Below are 26,462 nucleotides of genomic sequence, written 5' to 3'. Positions count from 1 at the left end.
TACTCAACAGCAATCGAAACCATTTCTATCTCCATCCGGCGCGCACGCTGAACGTGGAGATCGCAGGCGCGACGGCGAACGTCGAGAAGACGATGGCGACCGAGGGCATCCGCCGCATCGGCCAGCTCGCGGTGAAGATCCGCGTGCCCGGCGAGTTCACGGAAGAGCAGAAGACGAAGCTCGAACGTGCCGCGCACACCTGCCCCGTACACAAGAGCCTGCATCCCGATGTGCAGATCCCCATCGAATTCGTCTGGGACTAGCCGTCCAGGCCTTCGGCATGCGCTCCCGTTGGTCGCGACTCAAGAGCCTGCTGAAGCAGACGATAGCGAACACAGATATTGTCATTCCGACCGAAGCGAATGAGGCGGCGCTTGTATCAGGGCACAGCTTCAGCCGTGCCCTTTCCGGCACGCCTGGAAAGGGGCTTTAGCCCCTGCTCTGCCTAAGCCGCGAAGAAGCGCTCCAACTCCTCGGCGACCGAAGCGGGTTCGCAGAGCGGAATGAAGTGCCCGCAATCGAGTGTGAGCAGGCGTGCGTCGGGCATCAGGCGCGAGGCACGCTCGGCGAACTCGGCGGGGACCACCGGATCGGCCGCGCCGTGAAAGATGAGCGTCGGCATACGGAGTGTCGGCAGCATGGCAGGAACGCCGGCCAGCAGCCGCTGTGGCTGTCCCCAGCGCACCAGGCGAAGAAACGCCATGGCTCCGGCCGTGCCAGCAAAGGGCTCGTAGAAATCACGGGCCAGCCGTGGACCATCCTCGATCCCCTCGAGGGCCTTCTGCATGGCGACCTTCCAGAAGATGCTGCGAATCACCGGCGCAAGCAGCTCTCCCACGACGGCACGGCGCAGCGGCTCGATGAGGAAGTAGGGCTTTAGTTCAGGAAAGAGCGCAGGCGCAAGCAGGGACAGGCGCTCGACGCGATCGGAGAAGAACTGCGCATAATGCACGGCGATCACGGCGCCCGCATCGTGCCCGACGACATGCCATCGCTCAATGCCCTGCTGCTGGCGGATCTGGTCGAGCTGATCCGCGATGGTGCGCAGATCGCCGAGCGAGTGCGGCGCGCGGGGGGAGCGGCCAAGGCCGGGCAGGTCCACGGCAACGCAGCGGTATCGGGTGCAGAGGCGGGAGATCACGCCATCCCATAGGCGGCCGCTGGTGGGCATGCCGTGGAGAAAGAGCACGGGCGCGCCTTCTCCGCAGACCGAAACATGCATGGGAGTGCTCAGGGAATGGTACATACAGCGTCTGCGGACGCACTCCTTCTGCTCTTCCTGCTTCTCCTGGAGAACCAGTAAAAAATCGACAGGCTGCCGCGCAATAGGGTAGTGATCCCGGTGTAAAGCGCGGTCTTCAGCGCCCCGCGTGGCCGCATACGCGCGTAGACAAGATTCATGAGCCATGCCGGGATGGTGTAGACATCTCCCGCGCGGGCGATGCCGACGCGCCGGCGGATGGGCCAGTCATAAATCACCTTCTCGATGCCGCTATTGAAGAAGTGGCCGAGCGCCGCAATGCGCCGGCTGTAGAGCCATGTGCCCAGGCGCGGCAGGGACGTCTTATTTTTGCGATGAGCGCGGAGGATCAGGCTCGCAGCCTCTTCAGCGTGGCGCAGCGCGGCGGTTACGCCGTTCGAGGTCATCGGGTCGACCATCGCCGCCGACTCGCCGACAGCCAGCCAGTTTGTGCCTGCCGCCTCATTATGTACGCGGCAGCGAAAGCTGGTGGTGCGCAGGGTAGGCGGCTCGCCGCTTCGCTGCTTCTCGTCTCGCGCGGCTGCGAGCTCGGGGAAGCGTGCGAGCTGTGTGGCGAAGATCTCTTCGAGCGATCGTCCTGCGCGGCGATCGTCACGAATGGTCTCAGCGCGCGCGACGTATCCCACGCTCACCACATGCGGATGCACGGGAATCTGCCAGACCCATTCGAGATACTCGCAGTCCGGCTGGTCGGCATTCAGGGTTGTGCCCTCGACCGACTCCTCCACCTCGAAGTAGTCCCATATGGCGACTTTGTGCGGACCGTAGTCGCGCGCCGGGAGGCGGAAGTGCCGGGGAAAGAGCGCAGCGGCGGAGCCCGAGGCGTCGACATACCAACGCGCCTCGAGGCGTTCGCCGGAAGCCGTGTGCAGGGCAAGGATGTGGCGGCCGTCGCTCTCGACGCTGGCAACGCGCGCAATCCGGGTGACGACACCGGCTTCCTGAACCAGATTGCGCAGGGCCTGGTTGAGGCGCCGGCGATCGACATGGATGGTAGCCAGATTCACCTTCCAGGGACGCTTTGCCAGCCACTCCCCAGGAACATAGTGCTGCTCGCAGCCGTCGGGCATGCGCAGAATGACGTGGCGCTTGTAGGTGGCGATGTCTTCGTCGATGAGCCGGTCCATCGGCAGGCCAAGCGCACGCAGTAAGTCGGGTGAGGACCAGTCGAGCGACTCGCCGACCGGATCTTCCTCGGAGGCTTCGGCCTCGATCGAGAGCACACGCAGGCCGCCGCGCGCCAGGTTGAGGCAGGCAGCCATCCCCGCGATTCCGCTTCCCACCACGATGACGTCGTACGTACTCAAGAAGCCTGCTTCCAAAGAGATATGGCGGTCCTCTATCTGCCGCGCAGCCCATGGTGCATGAGGCGGACGGAGATAGGAAACCATCCTACGGCGGAGAGCTGGCTCCATCCAAGGGTGGAGATGGCCAATACGTTAAAGCTTCTTCAGTTGATGGATACGAAGGCGAAGCAGCTCGGTGGCAGCATCATCCGGCGGCAAGTGAGGAAAGGCCACGGGAACAAACCGCATCCACGCATCGAAAAGCTGCTGCCAGGCCTGCTGGGTGGCGATCAGACCTTCGTGGGTGTAACTTCCAGGCAAGTCGGGGAGAGTCGCGGCGTCCTTTGCGGCTTTGTCCAGCTGCGCCTGCGCCGTGCTTCGGAGCGTGGGGGTAGCACGAGGCGCCCGACCAGCGGCAAAGTTCTCGAGATTGCGAACGAACTGCTCGCGCAGCAGGTTCTGGTCAATGAGAGCGAAACCAGCTGAACCGCTACCACCGCCGCCCTGATTTTCCCCGTGGACTCGCGCATTCTCGAAGCCAGCTTCTGCGGTCTGGAGCTCCGGAAGCCGATCCTGCGCGGCCCTGGGTAGTTTGCCGCGCACCACGGCGATGCGGTGCGCACGGCTATAGTCTGCGACTCCTTCATCGACGCTTGCGCACCAGCCTGTCATCATCCCGCTAGTAGCATCGTCGCAAAGATCGAAGCGTTTCGATGCGGGCAGTTTGCCGCTCTCCATGGCCTCGATATGGCCGACGCGAGAAGCAGTCTCCGCCTGGGCAGCCATGTTGTCGAGCTCGCAGGAGAAGCGCAGCGCCAGGGGCAGGTTTTTGGGGACGCCGTAGCCGTTTGCGTATAGCTCGGCGAGGATGCCGGCGCTGCCGATGTCGCTTATGGAGCCTTCCTTTGCGTGTTGGCGCGCTGCGCAGGCCAGCGCGGCGGAGTAATCCGGGGCTTGCTGGAAGCCGTAATACAGGGCGACAGGGTTGCAATCTGGTGCAGTCGCGGTCTTCGGCGTCAGAACCTCGGCGGGAAGCGGCACCGTCACAGCCTGCGCGCAGACCTGCCTCCAGTTTGGGTTGTCGGAGTAGCCCGTGCTGGACTGCGCGTGAAGCGGGAAGGAAAGCAGAAGGGATGAAGCAAGGAGCAGGCAGCAGCGGGCTGAGCGCATGGAGCGAATCCTGCTTTCCGGCCGCCGGAAGTGGAACGGCAGGAAGGCGGCCGCGCGTTTACTGTAACGCCGCGGCCGCTGGTCGAGCTAGGCCGTCTTCATGAAATCCAGGGCGCGGATGAGGTAGCCCTTCAGCTCCTTGCGGTTTACGACCGCATCGAGGAAGCCGTGCTCGAGCAGGAACTCGGCGCGCTGGAAGCCCTCGGGAAGCTTCTGGCGGATGGTCTGCTCGATCACGCGGGGTCCGGCGAAGCCGATCAGAGCGCCGGGCTCGGCGATATTCAGGTCTCCCAGCATCGCGAAGGACGCGGTCACCCCGCCGAAGGTCGGATCCGTGAGCAGCGAGATGAAGGGAATGCCTTCGTCGTCGAGGCGCGCGAGCCCGGAGGAGATCTTGGCCATCTGCATCAGGCTGACGATGCCTTCCATCATGCGTGCGCCGCCGGAGACCGAGACAATGATGAGCGGATGGCGGGTCTCGAGCGAGCGGTCCACGGCACGGGTGATGGTTTCGCCGACCACCGCGCCCATACTGCCGCCGGCGAAGCCGAACTCCATGGCGCTGACGACGACCGGGTGAGGACCAATCTGTCCGATGGCGTTGACGATGGCGTCGTTGAGCCCGGTTTCGCGCTGCGCCTTGGTCAGGCGCTGCTTGTAGGGACGCAGATCGCTGAAGTTCAGCGGATCGGTCGAACGCAGCTCGAGGTCCACCAGCTCATAGCCGGGCTCGAGCAGCATTTCGACACGTGCGCGGGAGCCAATACGGAAGTGGAAGCCGCACTTGGGGCAGACGTGCAGGTTGGCGTCGAGGTCGGCCTTCCAGATCACCTGTCCGCAGGAGCCGCATTTGACCCACAGGCCTTCGGTGCGGACGGTCTTCTCGCCGGTGTCTTCAATGTTGTTGTGTTCGCGACGAAACCAGGACATCGATTCCCTTTCTCTTCTCTCGAGCCGCGCGGCGCTCTATATAAGGACGCAGGCGGGAAACCTAACTCTTCACGCTCATCTTCGCGTGCCCCTCCGGGCAAAGACGCCTTCCGGCAGATATGCCTGACTTTGCGCGTCCCGGCGTCCGCGTTCACACCGCCGGTTTCAGTGGCCGGTGTGGTAGGGGTGCCCAGAAAGGATTGTAAATGCGCGGTAGACCTGTTCGCAGAGCACGAGCCGGGCGAGTTCATGGGGAAGGGTCATGGGTCCAAGTGAGAGCAGCAGGCTGGCACGCGCCCGTTCGGGAGCGGACCAGCCGTCGGCCGGGCCGATAGCAAAGGCCAGGCGCTGCTGCCCTTCGTCGCGCTGGCGGCCAATCCAGGCGGCAAAATCCTCCGAGGAGTATTGCCTTCCGCGGCTATCGAGGAGTACAAGGAGTGGCCGTGCCCGCTGGCGGTCGATGCCTTCCCAGAAGGCAGAAGCAGAACGAAAAATCGGCGCTTCAACCTCGGCAAAAGGGGTGATCCGGCCGATATATTGCTCGACGAGCGGATCGACCGGGGTACGGGAGCGGACACCGATAGCGGCGAGCTGAAGCTTCATGAAACTAGTGTATGAGGGCAGAAAACCAAATGGCGGAAACCGGATTCAGAGGGAGGGCCGAAACTTTCTCGCGAGCCATCCCGTATATAAAGTCAGCTGTGCGCAGGCCTGACCCGAGATAACGGTTTCCTGAAGAAGTGCGCCCCGCAAATATGAATTTGCGGAGAAATCAAAATCTGCACCATCCCTTCCACCCATTTTTGCGTTACCACTCACGCAACCCTTTTCCTTCCATCACTTGCCAAAAATAATTTTTATGCGGCGTATTGACCGTTTCCGGACAGTCACATGCGGGAGCCGCATATACGTCCTGCTAGTAACGAATCTTTAATATGTAAACTTTTTTCCCTGTTACTCCATGTAACAGGTCCGCCACTTGCCTTTGGGTGGGTGAGGGAAAGGCTGCCCCGGGCCTGACGGCCTTCCTTTCCCCTCATACGTAAAACCCACATTTTAGGCAGGTACGGATGCGTCGAACTGACGGTTTCAACGCACGCTGGGCGTGTGTTTCTCTGATGCTGTTGTTGCTGTTGCTGGGAGGCGGGCTGCGTGCGGCCGGCCAGGGAATCACCACCGGCTCAATTGCCGGTACGGTGGTAGATGGATCCGGAGCTGTCGTGCAGAACGCGACCGTGACGGCAACCAACGTTGGCACGAACTATCACTCCCAGCAGCAGACCCGCGGGGACGGTAGCTTTTCGATCGTGAACGTTCCTGTCGGTTCCTACTCGCTGACCATCGAAGCGCAGGGCTTCGATAAGCTGAGCATCAGCGTGGTCAATGTCGTGGTGGGTGAGACCAATATCGGTCCTCAGAAGCTCACCATCGGCAGCACCTCGGTCGTTCAGGTCGAGGGCAACGCGACTCCGCTCCTCGATACCTCGCAAGCGCAGGTATCGAACACCATCGACGCACAGATGCTGCAGAACCTGCCCTTCGGCGGCGGCTTTGATACTGCGGCCCTGCTGAGCCCGGGCGTGGTCATCACGCACGACAACTCGTTCAGCAACAGCAATGGTTCGTACGGGGGCTTCTCCTCGCAGGGCCAGCGCGGACGCTCGAACAACTTCGAGCTCGATGGCCAATCGAACAACGACAACTCCGTCGCCGGTCCGCAGGTCTTCTTCTCGAATGAAGACGCGCTCGACAACGTGCAGGTCATCACCAACAACTTCAGCGCGCAGTATGGCCGCAACGCCGGTTCGGTGGTCAACTACGTCACCCGCTCGGGCAGCAATCAGTTTCACGGTTCGGCCTTCTACCGCTACGAAGGCAACTGGGGCGAATCGTTCGCCCAGGGTCAGAAGAGTTCCTGGCAGGGTTATTGCGCGCCCGGTCAGCAGCCGACGTCGGAAAACGCCTGCGTCACCCCGACCCTTACCCGCTTCACGGATAACGTCGTGGGTGGCACCCTTGGCGGCCCTGTCCTCAAGGACAAGCTCTTCTTCTTCGGCAGCGCCTATTTCAACCGCAATCACACGGGTGGTGGAGAAAGTGTCCTGACTTCGTCCATCACGCCGACCCCGACCGGTCTTTCGCAGCTCGCTTCGGCATTCCCCAGCTCTCCGGGTGTGGCCGCGCTGGTGAACAACGGACCCTATTCGATCACCACCGGAAATCCGCAGGTCGCAGGCACCACCTATCAGGTTCCTGTGACGTATAACGGCACGACGATCGATGTGCCCTTCGCTGGCGTGGTGCGCTCGGTGCCGTCGCAGTCCAATGACGAAGAAGTCATGGGCCGCCTGGATTGGCAGCCGGGTACGCGCGACCACGTCTTCATTCGCTACTTCTACCAGGACGATCCGTCCGTGAATGCCGGTGGCAGCGTGCCGGAAGGCAACTGGTACAACGTGCCTGATCATGCGCAGTCCGTCGGCGGCGACTGGGAACACACCTTTACTTCGAACTTCGTCAATCAGCTCCGTTACTCCTTCCAGCAGACGTCGCTTCTTTTCCAGGGTGGCGCCCAGCCGAACTGCACCGTCACCACCCCGGACCAGTGCACGGCGAACATTTCGCTCTCCGGCAAAGTGGCGGATACCAACGGCGACGAGCTCGGTCTGATGAGCTACGGTTACGCGACGAACCTGCCCCAGGGGCGCACTGTTAAGGTGACCCAGGTACAGGACAACGCGACCTGGACCAGTGGCAAGCAGACCATCCTGTTCGGCGGTGAGTGGAGCTACCAGAACTCTCCGAATCCCTTTCTGCCCTACTACGAAGGTGCGCTCGCATTCTCCGGTTCCTCCACCGATCCGACGAATCCGCTGCTGACCAACTTCCTCGATGGAACCACCAGCTCCTTCACGCTGGCCAATGGCAACTTCACCACCAAGTTCACCGAACCCGACTATGCGGCCTATTTCCAGGATGACTGGAAGCTGACGCCCAACTTCACCGTCAACCTCGGTCTGCGCTATGAATTCTTCACGCAGGCAGTGAACCTGCTCCATGACGAGACGGTGAAGCGCGAAGAAGATGCCGCGACCGCCTACTGGGATCAGAGCCTGCCGCTCTCGGTCCGTACCTACCCCTATACCAAGCCGGCCTACAAGAACTTCCAGCCGCGTCTTGGCTTTGCCTACAGCCCGGCGAGCCTGAAGGACAAGTTTGTCGTCCGTGGCGGCTTCGCCATCAACTTCGATCCGGCCTTCTATAACATGTTCATCAACGCGGCCTCCTCGGCTCCGGTCGTGAACAACGGCAGCATCACGGGCTGCGGCACCACCATCAGCTGCCTGCCCTCGACCGGTGTACTTGCATCCGAGGTCCGCGGGCAGGATCTGCAATATATCCCGACCGGCGTTGGCATCAATCCGGGAACGCGCAACACAACCAATAACTCGAGCAACTTCCGCAATCCTTACACCGAATCCTGGTACTTCGGCTTCGAGACGGCGCTGGGCAGCAAGGCTTCGCTCGATGTGAAGTATGTCGGCAACCACCAGGTGGCGCAGTTCCAGAGCATCGACGGCAACCCCTACCTCCTGGACATCAAGAGCGCTTTCCCGAACTACGCCAATGTCGATCTGTGCACGGACACGACGGCTCCCGGCTACGGTCGCCCCAACTGCAACTACAGCAACGTGCGTGAGCGTGACAACGGCGCCTTCGCCCTTTACAACTCGCTTCAGTTCCAGCTGCAGACGCACAAGTGGCACGGTCTGACCACGATTGCGAACTACAGCTACAGCCGCACCATCGATAACGCTTCGGAAGTCTACGGTACGTATGCCGGCGGCGCCACGATCGCGTTCTCGCAGAACCCGCTCGATCCCAACCAAGCGGAGCGCGCGTTGAGCGGTATCTCGCTCAAGCACGTGGCCTCTGCCGGAGCGCACTACGAGCTGCCCTTCTTCGCGGAAGAGCGCAACCTTGCAGGCAAGGCGCTGGGTGGCTGGATCCTCGGCATCATCTACACCTTCGACAGCGGCCAGCCCGGTACCCCGTACCAGTACGGCTTCTTCGGTGATGGCGCCGGCTACCAGAGCTACTCGGATGACGTCTCCTTCCTGAACTGGCAGCTGGGCGGCTACGACGTAGCTCGTCCGGTGCTCTCGAACAAGAAGGCTCCCATCAACACGGTTGGCGTCTATGATCCGGATGGCTCGGTCTGCGGCGTCGGCCAGGGCTTCTATAACTGGGCCGATTGCAGCCAGATCAGCCCGTCGCAAGTCCACTGGCTCCGCAACACCCAGGCCCTGGTGAACTATCTGGGCTCGAAGACTCCGTACATCGGTGTCGGCCGCGACACGGTCTTCTCCAAGACCTGGTCGAATCTCGACCTCGATCTCTTCAAGGAAGAGAAGGTGAACGAGAAGCTGCGTGTGCAGTTCCAGCTGGATATGTACAACGCTCTCAACAACCAGAATCTCGGCATGCCGGATCTCGGCATCGACGATGTCAGCTCATCGCCCAGCTCGAACACCTTCGAGGATTCGCGCTGGAGCTATGGCCACAACCGCAATACGCAGCTCGGCATCAAGTTCCTTTTCTAGGAACGCAGCTGCCTGATAGAAGCACAAAAGCCGCGGCGTCATGCCGCGGCCTTTGTGCGTATGGAGTGCTGTCTATAGCGCCTGATCGGCGAGCGTAAGCGCGCGATCGAAGACCTCGATTGCGTGGTCGATCTGGTTTCTCTCGATGATGAGTGGCGGCGCGATGACGAAGTGGCTGATCCACGCCTGCAGGGACACGCCGTTCTTCATGCACTCCGCAGCCACCTGGTCGACCACCGTGACTTTGCCGTCCACCTTGTCCTGCTTGGTGTTGAAGGGCGTCTTCTTGTGCTGGTCACGGACGAGTTCGACAGCCCAGAAAAGTCCGAGGCCGCGCACGTCGCCGATGGAAGGATGCTTCGGCTTGAGCGCCTGCAGCTTCTCGCCCAGATATGCGCCCAACTCCTTTGAGCGCGCTACGAGATTGAGCCGCTGCATCTCGCGAATGGCCGCGATGGCGGGGCCGAGCGTGATGGGATGCGCTTCGTAGGTATGACCGTGCGCAAAGAAGTGATCTTCGAAGAAGTCTGCGATCTTCTGCGTCGTCGCGCAGAGTCCGAGCGGCACATAGGCCGATGTAATGCCCTTGGCGGTGACGAGGATGTCCGGCTGCACGCCCCAGTTGTCGACCGCGAACCACTCACCGGTGCGTCCCCAGCCGGACATCACCTCATCCGCGATCAACAAGACACCGTGCCGGTTACAAATATCGCGCAGGCGCGGCATGTACTCCGGCGGAGGCACCAGCACGCCGTTTGTTCCGACCACGGGCTCTACGATCAAGGCGGCCACGTCGCTCTCGTTTTCGATCATGTGCTCGAGGTAGTCGGCGCAGGCAATGTCGCAGGAGGGATACGTGTGCTTGACCGGGCACTTGTAACAGTTCACCTCGGGCGCGAAGAGAAAGCCTTGGCCTTTGCCGCCCGGCTCCATCGGCCAGCGGCGCGGATCGCCGGTGGCGGCAATCGAGGCCATCGTAGATCCGTGATACGAGCGATAGCGTGCGATGATCTTCGTCTTGCCCGTGTACATGCGCGCAATCTTGAAGGCGGCCTCGTTAGCCTCTGTGCCGCTGGTCGCGAAGAAGAACTTCGTCAGCCCGGCAGGCAGCACGTCGAGTAGCAGACGGCTTAGCTCGGCGCGGGCATCCGTCGCGTAGCCGGGCATGATGTAGGCAAGCTTCTGCGCCTGCTCGCCGATGGCCTGGATTACCGCCTGATTCTTGTGGCCAAGGTTCGAGCACATCAGCTGTGCGGAGAAATCGAGATACTGCTTGCCCGACGCATCGGTAAAATAGCATCCTTCGGCATCGACGATATGCAGCGGCTTCCACGACTTTTGATAACGCCATGTGCCGTAGTTGTGCTGGCGCGTAAGAGAGACGACTTCCTCGCTAGTGAGTGGGGTGCCGGGTGTGAGAACGGTCTCGTTCATGGTGTCCGCCTTTGGCAATAAATGTACTCTGTAGCGCGGTCGACGCAACGAAGAACGCACATCTGTTCTCTCCATGAGGAAAATTGCCGCGCAACTTTGATGGCTCCAGCGTGTCCATCCCCGTGTGACTGCGAGCGCTGTCGCTGGACGGGCTCAATCCTCACGAGGAGCGACACGATGAACAAAGCGAAATTTCTCCCACGATTGTTTCTGAGTACGGCAGCACTTTTTCTGCCGCTGGCGGCACACGCGCAATATAGCGGATACGCTCCGCGCCCTTATCCTCCCCCGTTTGCGCAGCAGCGGCCGGAAATGGTGCTGGGAACCGCGCACGTCGACGGCCCTGTGGATCACGACGATATTCACGTAGAGCGGTATGCCGGGCGTTTCCATTTTGTGCTGCTACAGGTGCATGATGCGCCGATCCGTTTCGACCACGTGGTGATCCACTATGCGAACGGCGAGGCGCAGACACTGCCGGTGAGCGTCGTCATTCCGCCGAGCGGCACCAGCCAGTGGATCGCACTGCCCGGAGGAGAGCGCCGCATCCATAGCCTTGAGCTCTGGTATGCGCGCGCCGAGCCAGGCAACCCGATCCGTCCGGAGGTTGAGCTCTTCGGAGCACCGTAAGACTCGTGCCACGGAAACGAAAACAAAAACGGCCGCTTGAAGCGGCCGTTTTGTTGTGTAGATTATTTTTGTCTACTTTGCAGCCAGCTTTTCGGCGACCGCTGCAAATGCGGTGCGCGAAGCGGCGATGGTCGCTTCCACGTCCGCAATCGAGTGCGAGGTGCCGAGGAACGCAGCCTCATACTGCGAACAGGGAAGCCAGATGCCTTGCTCCAGCATCGCGCGATGGAAGACAGCAAACGCGGCGGTGTCGGACTTGGCTGCGCTCGCATAGTCAGTCACCGGCGAAGCCGTGAAGAACCACGTCCACATGGCGCCTATACGATTGGTGATCAAAGAGACGCCAGCCTGCGCCGCTTCTTCCGCCACACCATTTGCAATAGTCGCTGTTACGGATTCCAGCTGCGCGTAAACTTCCGCGCGATGCTTCACCAGGTGCCCGACCGTCGCGATGCCGGCGGCCATGGCCAGCGGATTGCCGCTGAGCGTGCCTGCCTGGTAGACAGGACCGAGCGGCGCGAGCTGGTTCATGATCTCGGCGCGCCCGCCGAAGGCCGCGCACGGCAGGCCTCCGCCGACAATCTTGCCGAGCGTGGTGAGGTCGGGCTGGATGCGATACAGCTCCTGCGCGCCGCCGAGCGAGAGACGGAAGCCGGTCATCACCTCGTCGAAGATCAGCAGCGCGCCTTCAAGGGTGGTGATAGCACGGAGCGCTTCGAGATAGCCATCAGCGGGAAGAATCGTTCCGGCATTGCCGACCACGGGTTCGACGATGATGGCTGCGATCTGGTCCTTATACGCCGCGAAAGCTTGCTGCACCGCATCGAGATCGTTGAACGGCAGAGCGAGCGTCAGGTGCGCGATCTCGTCCGGAACGCCGGCCGAGCCGGGAATACTGAAGGTCGCCACGCCGGAGCCGGCTTTTACCAGCAGCCCGTCGGAGTGGCCGTGATAACAGCCTTCGAACTTGATGATGTACTTGCGCCCGGTAAAGGCGCGGGCCAAGCGGATAGCGGACATCGTCGCCTCGGTGCCGGAGCTGACGAAGCGCAGCTTCTCGATCGAGGGGAAGGCCTCCACCACCAGCTCGGCAAGGTCGCCCTCTGCGGCAGTCGAAGCGCCGAAGCTCGCCGAGCGCGTTGCAGCCTCCTGGATGGCCTCGACGGCAGGCGGAAAGGCGTGACCCAGGATCATCGGTCCCCAGGAGCCGAAGTAGTCGATGTAGCGGTTGCCGTCCTCGTCCCAGAGGTAGGCGCCTTCTCCGCGGGTCACGAAAGGAGCCTGGCCGCCGACGGAGCGGAAGGCGCGGACGGGGGAGTCGACACCGCCGGGCAAAAGGCTCTCGGCGCGCTGCTGGAGGGCAGTAGAACGGCTGTGATTCATGCTTTCCAGTATAAAAGCCGCGTTATTTCCAGTTCTTCTGCTCTTCCAGGTAGATCTTCGTGTAGTCGAGGTAGTTCCGCGCGTACATCAGGATCATCTCGCGGTCGTCCGAGGTGAGTTCGCGGCGAACCTTGCCGGGCACACCGGCCACCAGCGACCGGGGCGGAATCTTCATGTTCTCCGGGATCAGCGCGCCGGCGGCAATGATCGATCCCTCGCCGATATGGGCGTTGTTCATGATGGTCGCGCCCATGCCGATCAGGCAGGCATCTTCGATCACGCAGCCATGCACCGTGGCGTTGTGCCCGATGGTGACGTACTCGCCGATGATGACCGGATACAGATGCCGCATGCCGTGGAGCACCGCGCAGTCCTGCACATTCGAATGCGCCCCGATGCGGATCGAGTGCACGTCGCCGCGCACCACCGCGTTCATCCAAACGCTGGCATGCTCGCCCAGCACCACATCCCCCAGAATCTGCGCGGAGACGTCGACGTAACAGCTATCGGGAATAACGGGAGTGTGGCCCTGGTAGGTGCGGATCATGAGGTTAGTGTAGCGCCGTGGGCCTCAGGAGAGGCCGCATCCCGTCCGGGCCTGGTTCCAGACCTTGTCCGTGGCCCAGACTGCGTTCACTCCATCCGCTGTCGCGCGAACACTGGCGGAGAAATCAGAAAGATCCTGCACTGGAACGTCCCGGTCCGCGCGGATGTAGACGGTGCGCTCGCTGCGAGCCAGCATCTGCTGCTTAATGGCGGCCAGCCCGGCATCGCGCGTGTATTTCGCTGCCGGGGTCTTCAAGGAGTCCACCTGGACCTGTCCGTCTCCCTGCATGGTGACGTAGAGCGCATGGCATGCCGTCGGGGACTTCAACTGGTCAGGCTGCACGAACGTCACCACAGAGGTGCTGGACGGAGCCGTGTGGAGGAAAAATGCGATACAGGAGACCACGATCAGGATGACGAAGAGGGCGAGAGTCCAAGCGCTGCGGGGCGCAACGAGCTTCATGGTGGGTCAGACTCCGTTCGGTGGATGGATGATGTTCCCATGCTTTGGAGCAGGGGGCAATAAATTAGTGTTCTAACCAGACTTCATCTTACGGAGCCGCGCCCGAGTGCAGGTGATCGAAGCCACCACCGTCATCCATGCTCCGATAGCGCGCTGCTTCGAGCTCTCGCTCAGCATCGACCTGGAAGCGGAAGCAGGGCGTCCTCAGCGACTGCGGGCCATTCGCGGGAGAACCTGCGGGATTATCGGCCCTGAGGAACAGGTGACATGGCGTACGAAGCAGTTCGGAATATGGGTGACGCACACCAGTGTGATCAGCCAGTACCGGCCGCATGAATTCTTCGAAGACAGCATGGTGCGCGGAGTGTTTCGATTCTTCCGGCATCAGCACACGTTTCGAGCCTTGGCAGACGGAGCCACCGAAATGCGCGACTACCTTACCTTTGCCATGCCATACGGCCCATTCGGGCTCGTCCTAGAGAAGCGTTTCGTCCGGAAGCGGATGGAGGATCTGCTCGAAGTGCGCAATGCGCTGATCAAGCGCACGGCAGAGGCTGATGGTCGCAGACAATATCCATAAGCCCATCCCCGAGCCGACCATCCGTGTGCTCAAGGTTGCAGTTCCGGCCTGAACCGGGCACTTCCCCATCCCTGATTTATCCTCAAAGAGACTATGTCTCAGCACGATACCGGGGATCAGATCCCATCCTTATCCGGCTACAGCGAGGCCGAACTGGACCAGGCCTTCGCGGGCGTTCTGCGCGAGGTCGAGACGTCGGCGGCCACGCTGGCCGACTCCGATGCTGTCGAGGCCTTCCGCCTACAATGGCTGGGGCGCAAGCAGGGCCGCCTCAAGGCCATCAGCGACGCATGGCTTAAGGCGGCGCCGGTCGAGGGCAAAAAGCTCATCGGCCAGCGCTTCAATGTGCTCAAGGCGGCCGTTGAGGAGCGTCTGGAGTCAGCCGGCAAGGCCACGCACTCCGGAGCCCTCGAGGCCGAGCGCATCGACATCACGCTGCCCGGCACCAAGCCGCGCGTAGGCGCCGAGCATCCGCTCATCAAGACGCAGAACGAGCTGCTCGCCATCTTCGCGCGCATGGGCTACTCGGTCGGTGTAGGGCCCGAGGTCGAGACCGACTACTACAACTTCGAGTCGCTGAATTTCCCGCCGGGTCATCCGGCGCGCGACACGCAGGACACGCTGGTCGTCGCCAACCAGGAGCGCAAGCCGCTGCGCGACCGCCTGCTGATGCGCACGCACACCTCGCCCGTCCAGATCCACACCATGGAGGCGCAGGCGCCCCCGGTGCGCATCGTGATCCCCGGCAAGGTGCACCGCAATGACGCGGCCGACGCCACGCACTCGCCCATCTTCCACCAGCTGGAAGGCCTCTGCGTCGATACCAACATCACCTTCGCCGACCTCAAGGGCACGCTCGACCACGCGATGAAGGAGCTCTTCGGCTCGAGCGTGAAGACGCGCTTCTTCCCTTCGTTCTTCCCCTTCACCGAGCCCTCGGCGGATGTGCAGATTTCCTGCCCCTTCTGCGGCGGCAAGGGCTGCCGCAAGTGCAAGCACTCGGGCTGGATCGAGCTGCTCGGCTGCGGAATGGTCGACCCCGCGGTCTTCGGCTTCGTGCAGCAGAAGCAGCCCGCCTATGACCCGAAGAAGATCTCGGGCTTCGCCTTCGGCATGGGCATCGACCGCATCGCGATGATGAAGTACGGCATCAGCGACATCGGTCTGCTTTACTCGGGAGACCTGCGGTTTTTGGAGCAGTTTGGGTAGGAGCAGGGAAAGAGCGGTCAGCGGTCAGTCATAAAAACGGCCAGTTGCGAGTTGTGAAATGCGAGCAGGGGTACACGATGCGCGTGAAGCAATTCCGGGACCTAGTCGTATGGCAACGGGCGATGGAACTAGCCAGGGAAATTTACCGTCTGACACGAAGTTTCCCTAAGGAAGAGATATTTGGGCTAACCAGCCAGATGAAGCGAGCCGCGGTCTCTATTCCCAGCAACATCGCGGAAGGGCAGGGACGGTCAACGGATCGGGCGTTTGCAGTCTTTTTAGGGCATGCACGAGGACCGCTTTTCGAGCTGGAAACGCAGACCGAGCTCGCGGAAAGCCTGGGTTTCTTATCAAAGGAAGACGGAATGCACGTACTGTCGCTATGCAAGGAAGTCGGCCGAATGCTTCACGGGCTATTGAATTCGATGAAAGAGGAAACACGAAAGCAGGGGTAGCTTTTACTGGCCGCTTCATCACTGGCCGTCTTTATGCCTGACTGCTCAAGAGTGCAGCTATGAACATTCTTTCCAACTGGCTCCGCGAATATCTTCCGGGATTAAAAGCCTCCGATCGCGAACTCGCCGAAGCGCTGACGCTGCGCGGCATCGCCGTCGAAGGCGTCTTCGATCTCGGCGCTGGTAACGGCTCGCGCTATGAGATGGACATCACCACCAACCGCGTCGACGCCATGAACCACTACGGCATCGCGCGTGAGGCGGCGATCATCTACGGCCTGCCGCTGAAGCCCTTCGACCTCACGCTGCCCACGGCGAAGCCGGGCGCGGCGTATCCGATCGCGATTGAAGACCCGAAGCTTTGCGGACGCTTTACCGCCCGCGTCGTGCGCGGCGTGACCGTCACGACCTCGACCGGCATCGTCGCCGAGCGCTTCGGCCTGCTCGGCCAGAAGCTCATCTCGAACGCCGTGGATGCGAGCAACTACGTGATGTTCGCCATGGGCCAGCCCTCGCACGCCTTCGACCTCGACAAGATCGAGGGCACGGTCATCGTGCGGCGCGCGCGCAAGGGCGAGACCATCAAGCTGCTCGACGAGCTCGTGCATACGCTCGACCACGAAGACCTCATCGTCGCCGACGAGAAGAAGCCGCTCGGCCTCGCCGGCGTTATGGGCGGCTGGGATTCGCGCATTACCCCCGAGACGAAGAACGTGCTGGTTGAAGCGGCATGGTTCGACCAGACCAGCATTCGCCGTTCGTCGAAGCGGCACCTGCTGCATACCGACGCCTCGCATCGCTTCGAGCGCGGCGCGGATTACAACGCGGGTCCCGTAGCCTCAGCGCTGCTCACGCAGCTGTTGCTCCAGTCGGGCGGCGAGATCGTCGGCGACTTTGCCGACATCCAGATCCCGGAAATCGAAGCGAAAACCGCCAAGCGCAGTCGCATCGCCTTCAGCGCGAGCGAAATCACGCGCCTGCTCGGCGTGACCGAAGACCACGAAGGCATCACCGCCGCCAACGCGGAGACCATCCTCACCGGCCTCGGTTGCGGCCTTGAGACGAAGAGCGAGGGCGAGTACTCGGTCGCGCTGCCCAGCTGGCGTCTCGACCTCGAGCGCGAAATCGACCTCATCGAAGAGATCGCCCGCGTCTACGGCTACAACAAGTTCAAAAACACGCTGCCCGCCTTCGCGGGCTCGGTCGTCGAGCTGCCCTGGGCCGAGAAGGAGCGCGTCGTTCGCGGCCAGCTGCTCGCGATGGGCTGGAACGAGGCCATCTCCTCGACCTTTTGCTCGGAGGCCGACGCGACGCTCTTCGCGCCGCAGCCTGCAAGCGCGATCGCCATGGGCAACCCGCTCAGCGAAGAGGCTGGCATGCTGCGCCCCTCGCTGTTGCCGGGCATGGCCACGATGCTGGCCCTCAATCTCAACCGCGATGTCGAAGACGTGGCGCTTTTCGAGATAGGCACGGCCTTCAGCGGCAGCACCGAAAAGGTCGAAGAAAAGCCCGCGCTGACCCTCGGAGCCTCCGGACGCGCCTTCGGCGCAGAGTCCGTCACGTTTTATGACGTCAAGGGCGCTGTCGAGGCGCTGGTAGGCAAGTTCACCGCGCGTAGCGTTTACTATGACGCGCTGCTGCTGCCGGTGTGGCTGCATCCCGGGCGCAGCGCCCGTGTCGTGCTCGACGGCATGACCATCGGCTACTTCGGCCAGCTGCATCCCGAAGAAGCCGAGCGTCGCAAGCTCAAGCAGACCTGCTTCCTCGGCGAGATGTATCTCGATCGCCTCTACAAGCAGTCGCTGCGAGTGCCGGTGATGCGTGAGCTCTCGCGCTTCCAGGCGGTGCGCCGCGACTTCTCGCTGCTCTTTCCGGATGCGGTTCCTTACGGAGCGATCGACTCGGCGCTGCGCGGGCTGGGCATCGCCGAGCTGAAGAGCTTCGAAGCGAAGGAGATCCTGCGTGATCCGGCTGGCAAGCTGGCTCCTGTCGGGCAGTATTCGCTGCTGCTGCGCACCGTATTGCAATCGAATGAGCGCACACTGCGTGACGAAGAGCTGCAGGAATTCTCGCAGCGGGTGATCGCATCGCTGGCATCGCTCGGAGGACAACTGCGTGGTTGATCGTTTTTCAAATTCCGCATTTCGTCGCGGGCGGGTATCCCAAAAGGCACGTGCCTTCCGGCGTTGCCGGGAATTTCCGGCATCCACCATGGCCACGGCGCTATACTGCGCGAAGAAACGAAGAGAAGATTTCTCCCAACGAAGAGGTATTTCGCCGATGTCCACGCTCGCTCTTGAGGAAACCCAGCTTCCGCTGACCGCCGATGAACTCAATGCACTGGAGCAGCGTGTGCTGCGCCTGGTCGAGTTGCTCCACCAAGAGCGCGACGCGCGCGCGAAGGCGGAGCAGAAGATCCAGTCGCTCGAAGAGACGGTTCAGAGCCTCGAAGAAAGTGGCCTGAATGCGGAACAGCGTGCGGAGAGTCTGCAGGAGCAGCTCGGCGCGGCAAATCGCCGCATCGAAGAGCTGGACCAGCATGCTTCGCACCAGACGCAGCAGATCGGCAACCTCGAGGGCGAGCGCGAGCACGTGCGCGGCCGCGTCGAGCGTCTGCTCAAGCAGCTCGAAGAGATCCCGGCGTAAGCCGTCCGGAGTAAAAACCGGAAAGGAGTAAACCGGCGATGTCATCCAAGAATGATCCCCGCCAGGATGCGGGACAGATGGAGGCGATCACCGTCGACATCTACGATCAGACCTACCATCTGCGCGGGCACGATCCCGAGTACCTGCGGCAGCTGGGCGAGATGGTCGACACGAAGATGCGTGCGGTCGCCTCGCGTGGCAAGACCGTCGATTCCCTGCGCGTGGCCGTGCTCGCGGCGCTGAACATCGCCGATGAGCTGGCCACGCTGCAGGAACAGACCCGGAATGGCAACGGTCAGCTGCGCACCCGCACCAACTCGCTCGCCGGGCTGCTCGACGACGTGCTCGGCAGCGAGCGGAAGATCGGCTAAGAGAGCAGCGAGCAGTCAGTCACAAGTACGGCCAGTAAAAAGCGGCCAGCGGGAGCATCACTCCTGCTGGCCATTTCTCTTTTTGCGAGAGCTCCGGGTGGCCCATTCAAGCCTGCGGTTGGCATCTACTGGCCGTTTTTCAACTAACCGTTTTATCCCTGACTGCCGCGAATGCGCTTCGCGCGTCCGCTACGGCCTGGGATTTTCGACAAACACCGGCGTCTGCGCGTCATTGGCGAAGCGCCAACCGCTCAGGTACGCCAGCTCGAGGATCTTCGTCATCTTCGGATAGTCGATCTTCTCCACCGTGTCGGTAATGTGGTGGTAGTCAGGATGGAAGCCCGTGAACCACCAGAAGGCCGGGATGTTGTGCAGCACGAAGGGGAATTGGTCGGAGCGGAAGAAGACGTTGAGCGCGCTTTCGTGGTCGAAGCGGTCATCGAGCACCAGTCCCACGTGCTCGTTCTCCTGTTTCACCACCGCGTCGTAGCCCGGGGAGTAGAGCGCGCCGATCAGGTTCAGCCGGTTCGAAGTGTCCGGCGGAATCTGGATCAGGCCGTCGGTCTGCGGGCTGGGCTTTTCGTCGCGGCCGATCATGTCGAAGTTGATCTGCGCGCGGGTGGTGTCGAGCGGCCGCAGCGGATGCTGCGCCAGGTAATAGGCGCCCAGCAGCCCGCGCTCCTCGGCTGCAAACACCACAAACAGAATGGATCGCTTTGGCCGCGCTCCGTTGGCGGCAAAGGCGTGCGCCAGCTCGACCACACCCACCGTGCCAGAGCCATTGTCATCCGCCCCGTGCCAGATCTGCGTGCAGTCCGGGCCGGCAGGCGTAGGCTGACCCTGCTCGTTCACGCCGCCCTTATCCGCCGGGCACGGCGCGGAGCCGTCGTGGTCGTGGTGCGCCGTGATCAGCACCGTCTCCGCCTTCAGCTTCGGATCGGAGCCGGGCAGCAGGCCAACGACATTCCAGCTTGTCCCGTCCCTTTCCGAGGTATTGCGCAGATGCAGCGTCAGCGTGGTGTCCGGCAGGTCACGGCTCTGGGCTGAGAGGTCCTTGTCGATGGCTGCCTGCAGCGCCGAGGCCTCGGCCTTGCCGGTCGTATGCTGGGCGGCGGCAAGCGTCTCGAAGAGCTGGTCGGCCACATCGTCGAGCACCAGCACGCTGGGTATGTGCAGCTCGTCGTCGGCGATGGCTTGGAGCGGAATCGGCACAGCGCGGGTGATGCTGCCGCCGATGCGGGCGGCCCGCTCGGCATTCGTCAGGTGCTTGCGGTTGGGCTCGGCAACGACGACCAGCGCCACGGCTCCGTGAGCCTGTGCATTCAGCAGCTTGACGCGCGTGGTGGCGTAGCGGGTGTTGCCGGTGCCGTTGAAGATCGACTTGGGATCGTCCTCCTGCGGCTCGTGATCGAAGACAAAGACGATCTTGCCCTTTGCATCGATACCCTTGTAATCGTCATAGCCAAGCTCCGGTGCGGTGATGCCGTATCCGGCAAAGACCACGGGCGCGGTGAGATCAATGGCCTTGCGATAGGCGCCGAAGGCTTCGGGTGCGTGCCATACGGAGGTTTGCCCACCCCGCGTCAGCGTCACCGAAGTCGTGGCCCGGTCCGCGCGGTACTCGACCATGGGAACGGCCTGCAGGTAGGAGGGCTTACCTGCGGCATCCTTCGCCGCCGGAACGAGGCCAGCCTTGGCAAACTCATCCGCGATCCAGTGGACCGCGGCTTCGTCGCCGGGCTGGAGGCTCAGACGGCCTTCGAGCTTGTCGCTCGCAATGTAGGCCAGATCGCGGCGAAGATCGGACTCCTGGATGGCGGCATAGCCCTTCGCCTCGCGCGGCGGCACGGGCGATTGAGCCTGGAGCGAAGGACCGAGCAGGGCCGCAAGGCCTAGAACTGCAAAAGATTTCCGCATGGAAGCATCGTAACCCGGCTTTCATAAAAGTCCCAGAATTAAGGACATACGTCGCAGGGCAAGCGCTACCACCGCAAAATGCGGGCCGCCGAACAACACCATCGGGATAGAACGAATCGTACTGTCCGGAGGATTTATGAAGCTGATTCGCAGAGCAGCAGCGCTTTCGACCCTGGCCGCGGTAATGGCTGGCGGTGTGGCCTTCGCGCAACACCCGGACGATCACCATCCTGACCCGCACGGCTATGTCCGTCACGACGATTGGCATCAGGGTGGCCACATCGCGCACAATGACTGGGCGCGTGGCCATCAGATCGACTATCGCCACTATCACCTGCAGCCCCCGCCGCATGGCTACCAGTGGCGTGAGGTGGACGGCAATTACGTGCTGGCCGCGATTGCGACCGGTGCGATCATGACGGCCGTCGTCGCCTCGACCGTCCACTAGACTTTAATCAGTCCCCTGAACCAGCCAACATAACCCACCCACGATGCAGCGCCGGGCAACTGCCCGGCGTTTGTGTTTTTGTCCGGCTTCTATTTTCGCGGTCCGCTCACGCAGGTATTTCCGGCAACGAAGTACCGGTGGGGCAGGTCTGCCGCCTTGCTGATGCCGATACGCGGGGTAGCGACGATCAACTCCGGCTCATATCCGTCGTCGTGGACAATGAGCGGCGAATTGCGGTCGGTGACGTCGAGGCCGTTGTGCGCGGAGCGGGTCAGCCCCATCGCTTGGCAGAGCCGACCTGGTCCGGACGTCAGCAGGGCCGGCTTTACACCGGAAGCTAGTCCCCGCAGCCGTGCCATCGTCTCCATCCCCTTCACCGGCTCGAGTGCGCGGATGAGCACGCACCCCGCCTGCCCCTCCGGCTCGCAGGAGAGATTCAGGCAGTAGTACATCCCATAGATGAAATAGACATAGGCGTGCCCGGGTGGACCGAAGATGACGGCATTGCGGGCTGTCTTTCCGGAAAAGGAGTGGGCCGCCGGATCGTTCTCACCGAAATAAGCCTCGACCTCCACAATCCTGCCGGTAAGCTTTTCGCCCTCAAAGCGATGGGTGATGAGCTTGCCCAGCAGCGCCTTCGAAATGATATCCGGCGGCGGCAGGTAGAAGGTTCGGGGAAGAGGCTTGGGCATGGCGGTTTATTCTTCAATCCATCAAACTTGTCATCCCGACCGGAGCGCAGCCCGAAGGGCGAAGCAAAGTGGAGGGACCTGCGGTTCGCCTTCGAATTGCAGAAATATTCCGAAGTGAGCGACAGCCTCAGGTCCTTTTCCGTTTACTTCTTCAGCGCCTTGATCGCCGCAAGCACTTCCTCGGCATGGCCTTCCGGCTTCACCTTGGGGAAGATCTTCAGCAGCGTAAGGTCGGGTCCGAACAGGTAAGTGGTGCGTTCGATGCCCTTCACCTTCTTGCCATACATGTTCTTTTCCTTCAGGACGCCAAACAGATTGCAGATTTTTTCGTCTGAATCAGCGAGGAGCGGATAGTTCAGGTTGTACTTCTCCTTGAACTTCTTCTGCGCCTTCGGCGTGTCACGGCTGATGCCGAGCACCACGGCGCCGGCCTTCTGGAGCTTGTCGAAGGTGTCGCGGAAGCCGCAGGCCTCGATGGTGCAGCCGGGCGTATCGGCGCGGGGATAGAAGAAGAGGACGATGGGCTGGCCCTTGTAATCGCTCAGATGGACGGTTTCGCCGTCTTCGTTGAGAACGGTGAAGTCGACTTTCTCGTTCAGTTCCATAATTTCTCTGGAATCTCCTCAGGCGAGCCGCCCACGGCAGGGTCTCGCGTCTTATAGCTTATAGATGACGGCCGGGTGGGTGCGATGCGGGGAGTCGGGTTGACCGGGAACTGGAGCTGGAAGAAGTCACGATGGCTGCTGACGGGGAGTGTCCTGGCAGCAGGTGCTGCAGTCTCGCAGGCGCAGTACGTGGGCCGTGTGGATACAGGCAAGGCCGAGAAGCCGCAGACCCTGCGCGCCACGGCAGTGCTCGAATACACCGGAGACTACACGAAGCCGATTGCCAGCCGCCTGATCCCTCTCGCAGTGTGGGACGGCACCACCTTCCAGCCCGCGGCCTTCTATCTCGCGCAGCCGGTGCCGCTCGCCGTGGAGACGGGCACGCAATATCAGCTGGAAGAAGGTGGACTGGCCAAAGGGTTTTTCGATGTAAAGGCGGCGGCAAATGTCGGTGGGCCGGGTGGCTCATGGATCGCTATCGGCGGCTATCAGAAGCCGGTTTCTCCCTCGCAGGCCAAGCTCAGGGCATCGAAAAAGATTCCAAAGATCGACGGATGGGATGACGACGATGGCCAGCCGCATTTCGCCCATCGCCCCTCGAACGTCGATAACGGCTCGAACAGTAAGAACAGCGGAGGCGCGTCCTCGTCCTCGTCGTCGCAGGACCCCGACCGGCCGACACTGCATCGTCGCTCCGACGATGGCAGCGGTGGGACTTCGAGCAGCGGCTCTTCGACGAACAGCAGTGGTTCCACAAGTCCCTCGACCAGCAGTTCAGGCACGAACAGCTCTGGCAATAATTCCGGCAATAGCTCGGGAAACACCTCGTCTTCCGATCCGGACCGTCCCACGCTGCACCGCAAGACCGACGACTCGGGCAGTGGAACGAATAGCGGCTCCACCAGCAGTTCCACGAACGGCTCCACGAGCGGTTCGGGGGGCACCGGCAACAATTCCGGCAGCAGTAGTCCGGGCGGCACCGGCCCGGTCGATCCTGACCGGCCGACGATGCACCGCCGAACGCAGCCCAGTGCAGCCGGCGGAGATGGCTCGCCGGTAACGGCAACCGCTGACCTCGATCCGAATCGGCCGCATCTGCGCCATGGACGCCCGGACGAGCAGGTGAAGCTGGATGTGCCCTCGGATGTCGAGATTGCCAAACTAAGCGGCCATCCGGAGAACCTTGAGCAAATGGTCGCGATCTCCGATGTCTCCACGCATCCCTCGGAGAACTGGCGCTACTCGTGGGCCGATCCAGCGGACGAAAAGGCGGCCCAGGCGCAGCTCGAAAGCATGGCGCAGAACCTCTTCGCGGGCAAGCCCCTGGTCGCGCCCAGTGGAGGCAGTTTCGGCAGTGACACACCTCCGAAATCGACCTCCCCTGCTCCAGCTACGGGCAATACGGCTGCATCGGCCATCGGCCGCACGACCACGCTGCGAAACGCGCATCGTAAGGCTGTACCTCCGCCTCTGCCTGTTCTGGCCGATGAGCACTTCCACGCCTACGCGCTGAGCTTCGGCGGCGGTGCGACGCTGGTCTTCACGGCGAAGACCACGATGCCCGACGGCAAGGTGAAGTACGCCACACTGATCGCGCAGCCTGACTTCAGCGGAAAGGCGCGCGTGCTCTTCCACCAGCTCACGGACGACGATCAGCTCGACCAGTCTCCGCGCATGCTGGTGGTCGACGCGCTCGATGCCGATGGCGACGGCAAAGCCGAGCTGGTTTTCGAGCTTGCGGGCAAGACGGAACGCCAGTACGCGATCTACCGCGTCGACAACGGCGAGGTAGAGCAGGTGTTCTCGACCGCCGGCGCAAGCTGAAACGACATTCTGCAAGCTACGAACGCACTGTCATCCCGACCGAAGTGGAGGCACCTGTGGTTTCTGAATCAGCGAGGATGAGGGAGAGCACCGCTCTCGACAGGGTTCCCCACGTCTCGCTTCTGAGATGTGGGATCGAATACTTCCTTAATAAAAAGAAACGGCGGGTGCCCCATTCAAGCCTGCAGTTGGCTTGAGTGGGGTATCAAAGGATCTACATTCGCAGAGAATCTAGCCCAGCATAGCCAGCAAAGCAGCCTCGTCGATCACCTGTACCCCGAGCTGCTGTGCCTTTTCCAGCTTCGATCCAGCATCCTCACCGGCGACGACATAATGCGTCTTCTTGCTGACAGAGCCTGAGACTTTGCCGCCTGCTGCTTCGATCTTCGCCTTCGCATCCTCGCGCGAGAGCGTGGGCAGCGTACCGGTCAGCACAAATGTCAGCCCTTCCAGCTCGGAAGACTTCTTCCGCTTCTCCGCGGTGAAGACAAGGCCCGCTTCGCGCAGTCTTTCGACAAGTGCACGGTTCTTTTCCTCATCGAAGAATTCACGGATAGCCAGCGAGACGCGCGGTCCCACTTCATTCACATGTTCAAGATCTTCGGCTGAGGCGGCCATCAGCGCATCCATCGAACCGAACTCCTCGGCCAGCAGCTGCGCCGTGCGTTCGCCCACAAAGCGGATGCCGAGTCCGAAGAGCACGCGGCTCAGCCCCGCCTGCTTCGACTTCGCAATCTCGTCGAGCAGCGCGTCGGCTGTCTTCTTGCCGATGCGTTCGAGCGACAACAGCTGCTCCTCGCTGAGCGAATACAGGTCGGCGATGCTCTTCACCATGCCGCGCGTCGCCAGCTGCTCTACCAGCACATCGCCGAGGCCTTCGATGTTCATCACCTTGCGGGCCGCAAAGTGCAGCACGCTTTCCACCAGCCGCGCCGGGCAGTCGGCGTTTACGCAGCGATAGTCGACCTCGCCCTCGGTCTTCACAATCTCGCTGCCGCACACCGGGCAGTGCGAAGGAAATTTGTATTTCGTTGTGCCGCGCGGATGCTCCGCATCCTCGACCACCTCGACGACCTTGGGGATCACGTCGCCGCCGCGCTCGACCTTCACATAATCGCCGACAAGCAGGCCCAGCCGCTCGATCTCGTCCGCGTTGTGCAGCGTGGCGCGGCTCACCGTCGTGCCGCCGATAGCCACCGGCGTTAGCCATGCCACCGGCGTCAACTTGCCGGTGCGGCCCACCTGCACCTTAATGTCCTCGACCCTGGAGATCGCGGCGCGCGCGGTGAACTTGTACGCCACGGCCCAGCGCGGCGCGCGGCCGGTAAAGCCGAGCCGCCGCTGAATTGCGGCCGAGTCGATCTTGATGACCACGCCATCGATTTCGTAACCGAGATCGGCACGATTTTCTTCGGCACGGTTTACAAACTGCATTAGGCCTTCAAAACTTTTCACCGCTTCGCGGTGAGGATTCACACGGAATCCGGCGCTCGACAGCGCCTCAAGCGCTTCCGACTGCTCTTCGAAGAAGCTCTCGCCCGCTTCATTGAGCGCGAAGTAGCCATAAAAATCCAGACGCCGCTGCGCGACGATATTCGGCTCGAGCGTGCGAATCGTGCCCGCCGCGGCATTGCGCGGATTCGCCGCCGGCGCTTGTCCCGCGGCCTCGCGCTCTTCATTCATGCGCAGAAACGCCTTGAACGGCATCACCACTTCGCCGCGTACTTCAAAGTTCGGAGGCAGTCCGGCCTTCTCGCGCTTCGTCTTCGAAATAGAGAGCGGCACAGAGCGGATCGTCCGCACGTTGCCGGTCACATCCTCGCCGATGGTGCCGTCGCCACGCGTCACGCCGCGCTCGAGATACGAGCCGCCGTCCGCGCCTTCGCGGTAATGCAGCGCCATCGAGAGCCCGTCGAGCTTGAACTCGCAGACGTATTCGATCTTTGCGCCCTCACCCGCCAGCTCATGCGAGCGGCGATCCCACTCGCGCAGCTCCTCCTCGCTCACC

Annotated in this window: 24 protein-coding genes; 11 read left to right on the top strand and 13 right to left on the bottom strand. The window is 62.0% G+C overall.

Annotation, left to right across the window (positions count from 1 at the left end; all coding sequences use genetic code 11):
- On the top strand, window positions 1-263 hold a 263-nt coding region (locus QM649_RS17760; RefSeq protein WP_415200410.1), incomplete at its 5' end, for an OsmC family protein.
- Window positions 264-445: 182 nt separating this feature from the next.
- On the opposite strand, the gene QM649_RS17755 is transcribed toward QM649_RS17760, so the two are convergent.
- From QM649_RS17755 to QM649_RS17735, 5 genes are all read right to left on the bottom strand, one after another.
- Window positions 446-1,222, bottom strand: a complete 777-nt coding sequence (locus tag QM649_RS17755; protein WP_415200409.1) for an alpha/beta fold hydrolase — start codon at window positions 1,220-1,222, stop codon at window positions 446-448.
- A gap of 8 nt (window positions 1,223-1,230) precedes the next feature.
- Window positions 1,231-2,568 carry an NAD(P)/FAD-dependent oxidoreductase gene (locus QM649_RS17750; protein WP_415200408.1) on the bottom strand — a complete coding sequence of 446 codons (1,338 nt, stop codon included), beginning with the start codon at window positions 2,566-2,568 and terminating at the stop codon, window positions 1,231-1,233.
- 132 nt (window positions 2,569-2,700) lie between these two features.
- Window positions 2,701-3,717, bottom strand: coding sequence for a hypothetical protein (locus QM649_RS17745; RefSeq protein WP_415200407.1), 1,017 nt, complete (start codon window positions 3,715-3,717; stop codon window positions 2,701-2,703).
- 87 nt (window positions 3,718-3,804) lie between these two features.
- Entirely contained in the window at window positions 3,805-4,647 is an 843-nt protein-coding gene (gene accD / locus QM649_RS17740; protein WP_415200406.1) for an acetyl-CoA carboxylase, carboxyltransferase subunit beta, read from the bottom strand.
- Between the two features lie 165 nt (window positions 4,648-4,812).
- Window positions 4,813-5,250, bottom strand: a complete 438-nt coding sequence (locus QM649_RS17735; protein WP_415200405.1) for a 23S rRNA (pseudouridine(1915)-N(3))-methyltransferase RlmH — start codon at window positions 5,248-5,250, stop codon at window positions 4,813-4,815.
- A gap of 467 nt (window positions 5,251-5,717) precedes the next feature.
- Between QM649_RS17735 and QM649_RS17730 the strand changes: the two genes are divergently transcribed.
- Complete coding sequence (locus QM649_RS17730) at window positions 5,718-9,251, top strand: TonB-dependent receptor domain-containing protein (RefSeq protein ID WP_415200404.1); 3,534 nt, start codon at window positions 5,718-5,720, stop codon at window positions 9,249-9,251.
- 72 nt (window positions 9,252-9,323) lie between these two features.
- On the opposite strand, the gene QM649_RS17725 is transcribed toward QM649_RS17730, so the two are convergent.
- Entirely contained in the window at window positions 9,324-10,685 is a 1,362-nt protein-coding gene (locus tag QM649_RS17725; protein WP_415200403.1) for an aspartate aminotransferase family protein, read from the bottom strand.
- Window positions 10,686-10,862: 177 nt separating this feature from the next.
- On the opposite strand from QM649_RS17725, the gene QM649_RS17720 reads away from it, so the two are divergent.
- The gene (locus QM649_RS17720) at window positions 10,863-11,315 is read left to right on the top strand and encodes a hypothetical protein (protein ID WP_415200402.1); all 453 of its coding nucleotides are present in this window, start codon (window positions 10,863-10,865) and stop codon (window positions 11,313-11,315) included.
- 72 nt (window positions 11,316-11,387) lie between these two features.
- Here QM649_RS17720 and hemL read toward each other — a convergent pair whose 3' ends face one another.
- The 3 genes from hemL to QM649_RS17705 are packed head-to-tail and all read right to left on the bottom strand — an operon-like array spanning window position 11,388 to window position 13,707.
- On the bottom strand, window positions 11,388-12,698 hold the full coding sequence (hemL, locus tag QM649_RS17715; protein WP_415200401.1) for a glutamate-1-semialdehyde 2,1-aminomutase: 1,311 nt from the start codon (window positions 12,696-12,698) through the stop codon (window positions 11,388-11,390).
- A 22-nt stretch (window positions 12,699-12,720) separates the two neighbouring features.
- Window positions 12,721-13,245, bottom strand: coding sequence for a gamma carbonic anhydrase family protein (locus tag QM649_RS17710; protein WP_415200400.1), 525 nt, complete (start codon window positions 13,243-13,245; stop codon window positions 12,721-12,723).
- A 24-nt stretch (window positions 13,246-13,269) separates the two neighbouring features.
- Window positions 13,270-13,707 carry an ExbD/TolR family protein gene (locus QM649_RS17705; protein WP_415200399.1) on the bottom strand — a complete coding sequence of 146 codons (438 nt, stop codon included), beginning with the start codon at window positions 13,705-13,707 and terminating at the stop codon, window positions 13,270-13,272.
- A gap of 106 nt (window positions 13,708-13,813) precedes the next feature.
- Between QM649_RS17705 and QM649_RS17700 the strand changes: the two genes are divergently transcribed.
- The 6 genes from QM649_RS17700 to QM649_RS17675 all read left to right on the top strand — a co-directional run bounded on the left by QM649_RS17700 (window position 13,814) and on the right by QM649_RS17675 (window position 18,968).
- Window positions 13,814-14,287 carry an SRPBCC family protein gene (locus QM649_RS17700; RefSeq protein WP_415200398.1) on the top strand — a complete coding sequence of 158 codons (474 nt, stop codon included), beginning with the start codon at window positions 13,814-13,816 and terminating at the stop codon, window positions 14,285-14,287.
- Window positions 14,288-14,380: 93 nt separating this feature from the next.
- Entirely contained in the window at window positions 14,381-15,496 is a 1,116-nt protein-coding gene (gene pheS / locus QM649_RS17695; protein WP_415200397.1) for a phenylalanine--tRNA ligase subunit alpha, read from the top strand.
- Between the two features lie 77 nt (window positions 15,497-15,573).
- Window positions 15,574-15,951: a four helix bundle protein gene (locus QM649_RS17690; RefSeq protein WP_415200396.1), complete on the top strand. Its 378-nt coding sequence runs from the start codon at window positions 15,574-15,576 to the stop codon at window positions 15,949-15,951.
- Window positions 15,952-16,010: 59 nt separating this feature from the next.
- The gene (gene pheT / locus QM649_RS17685; protein ID WP_415200395.1) at window positions 16,011-18,074 is read left to right on the top strand and encodes a phenylalanine--tRNA ligase subunit beta; all 2,064 of its coding nucleotides are present in this window, start codon (window positions 16,011-16,013) and stop codon (window positions 18,072-18,074) included.
- A 157-nt stretch (window positions 18,075-18,231) separates the two neighbouring features.
- Complete coding sequence (locus tag QM649_RS17680) at window positions 18,232-18,597, top strand: hypothetical protein (RefSeq protein ID WP_415200394.1); 366 nt, start codon at window positions 18,232-18,234, stop codon at window positions 18,595-18,597.
- A 38-nt stretch (window positions 18,598-18,635) separates the two neighbouring features.
- Window positions 18,636-18,968 (top strand): cell division protein ZapA, encoded by a 333-nt coding sequence (locus tag QM649_RS17675; RefSeq protein ID WP_415200393.1) that lies wholly within the window; start codon window positions 18,636-18,638, stop codon window positions 18,966-18,968.
- Between the two features lie 189 nt (window positions 18,969-19,157).
- Here the strand turns inward: QM649_RS17675 and QM649_RS17670 are convergent, their stop codons facing one another.
- A complete protein-coding gene (locus tag QM649_RS17670; RefSeq protein ID WP_415200392.1) occupies window positions 19,158-20,885 on the bottom strand; it encodes a M20/M25/M40 family metallo-hydrolase in 1,728 nt (575 codons plus the stop codon).
- Window positions 20,886-21,021: 136 nt separating this feature from the next.
- On the opposite strand from QM649_RS17670, the gene QM649_RS17665 reads away from it, so the two are divergent.
- A complete protein-coding gene (locus QM649_RS17665; RefSeq protein WP_415200391.1) occupies window positions 21,022-21,333 on the top strand; it encodes an RcnB family protein in 312 nt (103 codons plus the stop codon).
- Between the two features lie 89 nt (window positions 21,334-21,422).
- On the opposite strand, the gene QM649_RS17660 is transcribed toward QM649_RS17665, so the two are convergent.
- Window positions 21,423-22,025 carry a DNA-3-methyladenine glycosylase gene (locus tag QM649_RS17660; protein WP_415200390.1) on the bottom strand — a complete coding sequence of 201 codons (603 nt, stop codon included), beginning with the start codon at window positions 22,023-22,025 and terminating at the stop codon, window positions 21,423-21,425.
- A 143-nt stretch (window positions 22,026-22,168) separates the two neighbouring features.
- Window positions 22,169-22,630 carry a thioredoxin-dependent thiol peroxidase gene (bcp, locus tag QM649_RS17655; protein WP_415200389.1) on the bottom strand — a complete coding sequence of 154 codons (462 nt, stop codon included), beginning with the start codon at window positions 22,628-22,630 and terminating at the stop codon, window positions 22,169-22,171.
- Window positions 22,631-22,729: 99 nt separating this feature from the next.
- On the opposite strand from bcp, the gene QM649_RS17650 reads away from it, so the two are divergent.
- Window positions 22,730-24,454: a hypothetical protein gene (locus tag QM649_RS17650; protein WP_415200388.1), complete on the top strand. Its 1,725-nt coding sequence runs from the start codon at window positions 22,730-22,732 to the stop codon at window positions 24,452-24,454.
- Window positions 24,455-24,685: 231 nt separating this feature from the next.
- On the opposite strand, the gene ligA is transcribed toward QM649_RS17650, so the two are convergent.
- A partial coding sequence (ligA, locus tag QM649_RS17645) for an NAD-dependent DNA ligase LigA (protein ID WP_415200387.1) occupies window positions 24,686-26,462 on the bottom strand: 1,777 nt, incomplete at its 5' end.

Origin of the sequence: Silvibacterium sp., assembly GCF_047605705.1 — a bacterium.
Lineage (GTDB): Bacteria > Acidobacteriota > Terriglobia > Terriglobales > Acidobacteriaceae > Silvibacterium.
The sequence above is the reverse complement of the archived record's forward strand: the minus strand, read 5'-3'. Positions and strand labels throughout refer to the sequence as shown.